Below are 4,081 nucleotides of genomic sequence, written 5' to 3'. Positions count from 1 at the left end.
TCCTCGGCGAGAGACTCCAGGGCGTACCCGTAATCGGGCTTCTCGGAGTCGTTATAGCCGCGCAGATCAGGGGCCACGACGCGAAACCGCTGCGCCAACACCGGGATCTGGTGCCGCCAGGAATACCAAAACTCTGGGAAACCATGCAGCAGGATTGCCAGCTCCCCTTCCCCCTGGGTGACATAGTGCAGTTGAATGCCATTGGTCAGGGCATAGCCGTGCTGCCAGCTTCCTATCTTGGCAGCCACCTCAGCAGGAAGGCGTTGGATCCCTGCTTCTGTCATGTCGTCTGCTCTCAGGCCAAACCCATGATTTGGTATCCACTCATACTAACCTTTGTCGCTCTCCTGCTAGTGGGGAGTTCTTCGGAGGCGTCTGCAAAAGGCATCTTGGGAGAGAAGCGGCGGCTACAAAGGTCAGATGAGAACTAACACAACATCCCCCCAAAAGATCGCCATTCTAGGAGCGGGGGCCTGGGGAAGCACACTGGCTTTGCTAGCCCAGGCCCAGGGACACGGGGTGCAGGTTTGGGATCGGCGCCATGGCTGGAACCTCAAAGAGGTGCTCCAGGGATCCAACATTATTATTTCGGCCGTCTCCATGGCCGGAGTGCGTCCCGTGGCCGAGGCGGTGCGTCAGGTGGGGATCCCCCCCCAAGCCATTTTGGTCTCGGCCACCAAGGGGCTAGATCCCCTGCAGCTTTTGACGCCAGCCCAGATCTGGGCAGCCACCTTCCCCACTCAGCCGTTGGTGGTGCTCTCCGGGCCAAACCTGGCAGCTGAGATCCGCCAGGGTTTGCCGGCAGCCGCAGTGGTGGCCAGCCGCACTCCCGAGGCAGCGGTACAGGTGCAGCATGCCCTTGCCTGCGAGCGCTTTCGCCTCTACACCAGCAGCGATCCTCTGGGAGTGGAGCTAGGGGGCATCCTCAAGAACGTCATTGCCATTGCCGTGGGGGTGTGTGATGCGCTGCAACTGGGCACCAATGCTCGCTCTGCCCTGGTCACCCGCGGCTTGGCTGAAATGATCCGGGTGGGAGCCTGCTTGGGGGCCCGGCCTGAGACCTTCAACGGCCTCTCAGGATTGGGGGATCTGCTGGCCACCTGTCACAGTCCCTTGAGCCGCAACTACCGCGTAGGCTACGGCTTGGGTCAAGGCAAGCCTTTGTCCCAGGTTCTGGCGGAAATCGAGGGCACTGCCGAAGGGGTTTACACCGCTCCCGTCGTGGTCAAGATTGCCGCCCAGCACAACATCCGGGTGCCTATCACGCAGGAGGTGCATCTGTTGTTGCAAGGGCAGACCACCCCCCCTGCTGCCCTAGCTAGGCTGATGGAGCGACAGCTTACCTCAGAATAAGACCCTCACCCCCCGCTTCTCTCCCTGAGGTAGGCGGATGAGGAAAGGGGTTCTGCACCGTCTCAGGATTTTTGCAGAGGGCTGGGGTACCAAAATGAGCCATTTGGCGGAGTTTTTTTTGTAGCTTCCCCGTTCGTTCCTGCCTCAACTTGGCTCTCGTTTGCAAAGCCCCATGTCCAAACGCATCTTGGTGATTGAAGACGAACCCGCTATCCGCACCTATTTGCAGAAGGTGCTGCAGCGAGCTGGGTACGACACTGTTGCGGCTAGCAACGGGGAGGAAGGATTACAGCTGGTGCGCGCCCTCCTGCCCGACTTGGTCCTGTGCGATGTAGTCATGCCCAAGCTCAATGGCTATGCAGTGCTAGAAGCCGTGCGATGGGATCAAGCCACAGCCCACATTCCCTTCGTCTTTCTCTCCTCCAAAACTTCCCGGGAAGCTACGGAACAGGGGCGACAACTGGGTTCCAACGCCTACCTCACCAAGCCCATTGATCAAAGCCGGCTGCTGAGGACCATTGCTGCCCACCTAACCTCTAGGGGTTGCCCCTAGGAGTTTCAATCCCAGCCCTTCCCCCTGCGGCAGAGCACGGCTCGACAGGTCAAGAGGCTGGAGCACGGCCAATCGATAAAAAATTCTGGAGTAGCCGCGCCGCGAGGTCGGGGCGGGATCCCCAGTGGAGGTGCAGGTAGGAAGCATGTAGGCGCTCAGTGGCCCAGCCTTCCTGCTGGGGCGGGGATCCCCAGCTGTAGACGGGGTTTGGGCAGGCAGGGCTGCTGCGGGAGCGGTGAAACTCGTGTCCTCGCAGGCAATCCCCGGCCGCTGCCAGGAGGGTGGAGCGTAGAACGGTGGCCTCGCGATAGCCCAGACACAGCCGCTCCCCCATGTCCACGGTGATGGGCAGCAGGCCGGCCATGGGGTAGGTCTTTCCGTCCCAATCAGTGAGGGACTGTCCCAATACCATCAAGCCGCCGCATTCGGCATAGAGGGGGGGATGGGCGGGTGGCGGAGTTTGCTGGGCTATTTTTTCAGAGAGGGCGGCGGCAAACAGTTCTGGGAACCCGCCCCCCAAGAGCAGGCCATCGCAGGGATCCGGTGGCCACAGCCCGACTTCCAGGGGGGAGTACTCCAGGAGCTCCGCCCCCCAAGCCCGTAGGAGATCTAGGTTGTCGGCATAGTAGAAGTTAAAGGCGGCATCGCGGGCCACTGCCACCCGCACTGGCGTTGCCAGGGGATGAACCCCTGGCCAGAGCTCCCCCACTGCTGGCGGCAGGGAGCGGATTAGGGGCAGAAGCTGATCCCAATCTAGGTGGTGCTCTGCCAGCTCAGCCCAGGCCTCCTGCCAGCGGGGAAAGTCAGCCAGTTCCAAGACAGGCACCAGCCCTAGGTAGCGGCTGGGCAGGCGCAAGTCCTCGCGGCGAGGAAATTGCCCCAAAACCGGGATCCCCACGGCTGCCGCTGCCTGCTGTAACACCTGGCCATGGCCCTCTGAAGCCACCCGGTTGAAGATGACGCCGGCAATAGCCAGGCGGGGATCAAAGCGGCTCAGGCCGTAGAGCAAGGCGGCCACTGTCGTTCCCATGCCACTGCCGTCGATGACCAGCACCACTGGGATCCCCAGCAGGCGGGCCACATGGGCGCTACTGGCCCAGGAAGATCCAGGCCCTTGCCCATCGAAGAGACCCATCACGCCTTCTACAATCGCCCCATCTTTGTCCTGACAGTGGTAGCGAAAGCAGCGCTGCACAAAGCTCTCGTCGGTTAAAAAGGGATCCAGATTGCGAGAGGGGATCCCGGCCACTGCCGTGTGGAAGAGAGGATCGATGTAATCCGGCCCCACCTTAAAGGGCTGGATGCGCAGGCCCCGCCGCCGGAGTGCGGCCAGCAGAGCTAACGTGACGGTGGTCTTGCCGCTGCCGCTTGCCGCTGCTGCCAGCAGAATTGCCATCTGTCCAAGGGCTAGAACTCGATACCCCTTTGCGCCTTGATCCCTTGGTCGCGAAAGGGATGTTTGACCAAGGCCATTTCCGTTACTAGATCAGCCCGCTCAATTAGCCCTGCCGGCGCCCCTCGCCCAGTTAGGATCACGTGCACCCTTTCTGGTTTTTCGGCTAGGCCAGCCAACACCTGCTCCAGCGAGAGATACCCCAGCTGGAGGGCAACGTTGATTTCATCCAAAAGCACCAAGTGGTACTCGCCACTACCCAATAGCTCCCGCCCCTTTTCCCAGGCAGCCTGGGCGCAGGCAATGTCCCGCTCGCGATCCTGGGTTTCCCAGGTAAAGCCTTCCCCCATGGCATAAAAGGCAATCTTCCCTAAGTTCAGCTCGGGATGGGCAGCTAACTTGCGCAACAATTTGGCTTCACCTGGATCCCAGGCTCCTTTGATGAACTGCACCACCCCCACTGACAAGCCCTGGCCGAGGGCCCGAAAGACCGTACCAAAAGCCGCTGTGCTTTTGCCCTTGCCCTGACCTGTGTAGACAATAACTAAGCCTTTGTTGTCACGCATACCTGCCAGGCGCTGGCGCTGGATTTGCTGGCGGCGCTGCATCCTTTGCCGGTGTTGCCAGTTTCGCTCGGCCTCTCGTTCAGGGGTCGAGGGCGATGGGGAGGGGTGGGTCATGGTTACCGAGGGGGAACTTGCAGAAGCACTCCCGCAGGCCGAACCCTTCGCCCGGCCCACTGCCTCTCATCCTAATCCGGCTTCCAGCTTTTCGAATCTTCG

The 4,081-nt window shown here is 61.1% G+C and carries 5 protein-coding genes; 2 read left to right on the top strand and 3 right to left on the bottom strand.

The annotated features are described in order from the left end of the window. A partial coding sequence (locus tag NW827_RS06825; RefSeq protein WP_414503475.1) for an alpha/beta fold hydrolase occupies window positions 1-284 on the bottom strand: 284 nt, incomplete at its 3' end. Between the two features lie 136 nt (window positions 285-420). Between NW827_RS06825 and NW827_RS06820 the strand changes: the two genes are divergently transcribed. Beyond that, window positions 421-1,353, top strand: coding sequence for an NAD(P)H-dependent glycerol-3-phosphate dehydrogenase (locus NW827_RS06820; RefSeq protein ID WP_414403269.1), 933 nt, complete (start codon window positions 421-423; stop codon window positions 1,351-1,353). 172 nt (window positions 1,354-1,525) lie between these two features. Then, entirely contained in the window at window positions 1,526-1,906 is a 381-nt protein-coding gene (locus NW827_RS06815; RefSeq protein ID WP_414403268.1) for a response regulator, read from the top strand. Window positions 1,907-1,955: 49 nt separating this feature from the next. Here the strand turns inward: NW827_RS06815 and NW827_RS06810 are convergent, their stop codons facing one another. Both NW827_RS06810 and cobO read right to left on the bottom strand, forming a co-directional pair. Further along, window positions 1,956-3,302: a cobyrinate a,c-diamide synthase gene (locus tag NW827_RS06810; RefSeq protein WP_414403267.1), complete on the bottom strand. Its 1,347-nt coding sequence runs from the start codon at window positions 3,300-3,302 to the stop codon at window positions 1,956-1,958. 11 nt (window positions 3,303-3,313) lie between these two features. Further along, window positions 3,314-3,979, bottom strand: a complete 666-nt coding sequence (gene cobO, locus NW827_RS06805; RefSeq protein ID WP_414359235.1) for a cob(I)yrinic acid a,c-diamide adenosyltransferase — start codon at window positions 3,977-3,979, stop codon at window positions 3,314-3,316. Window positions 3,980-4,081 lie beyond the last annotated feature (102 nt).

The organism is Synechococcus sp. H70.1, from assembly GCF_047502705.1.
GTDB lineage: Bacteria > Cyanobacteriota > Cyanobacteriia > Thermostichales > Thermostichaceae > Thermostichus.
Note: the sequence above shows the minus strand (reverse complement) of the source record. Positions and strands in the feature narration are given on the sequence as shown.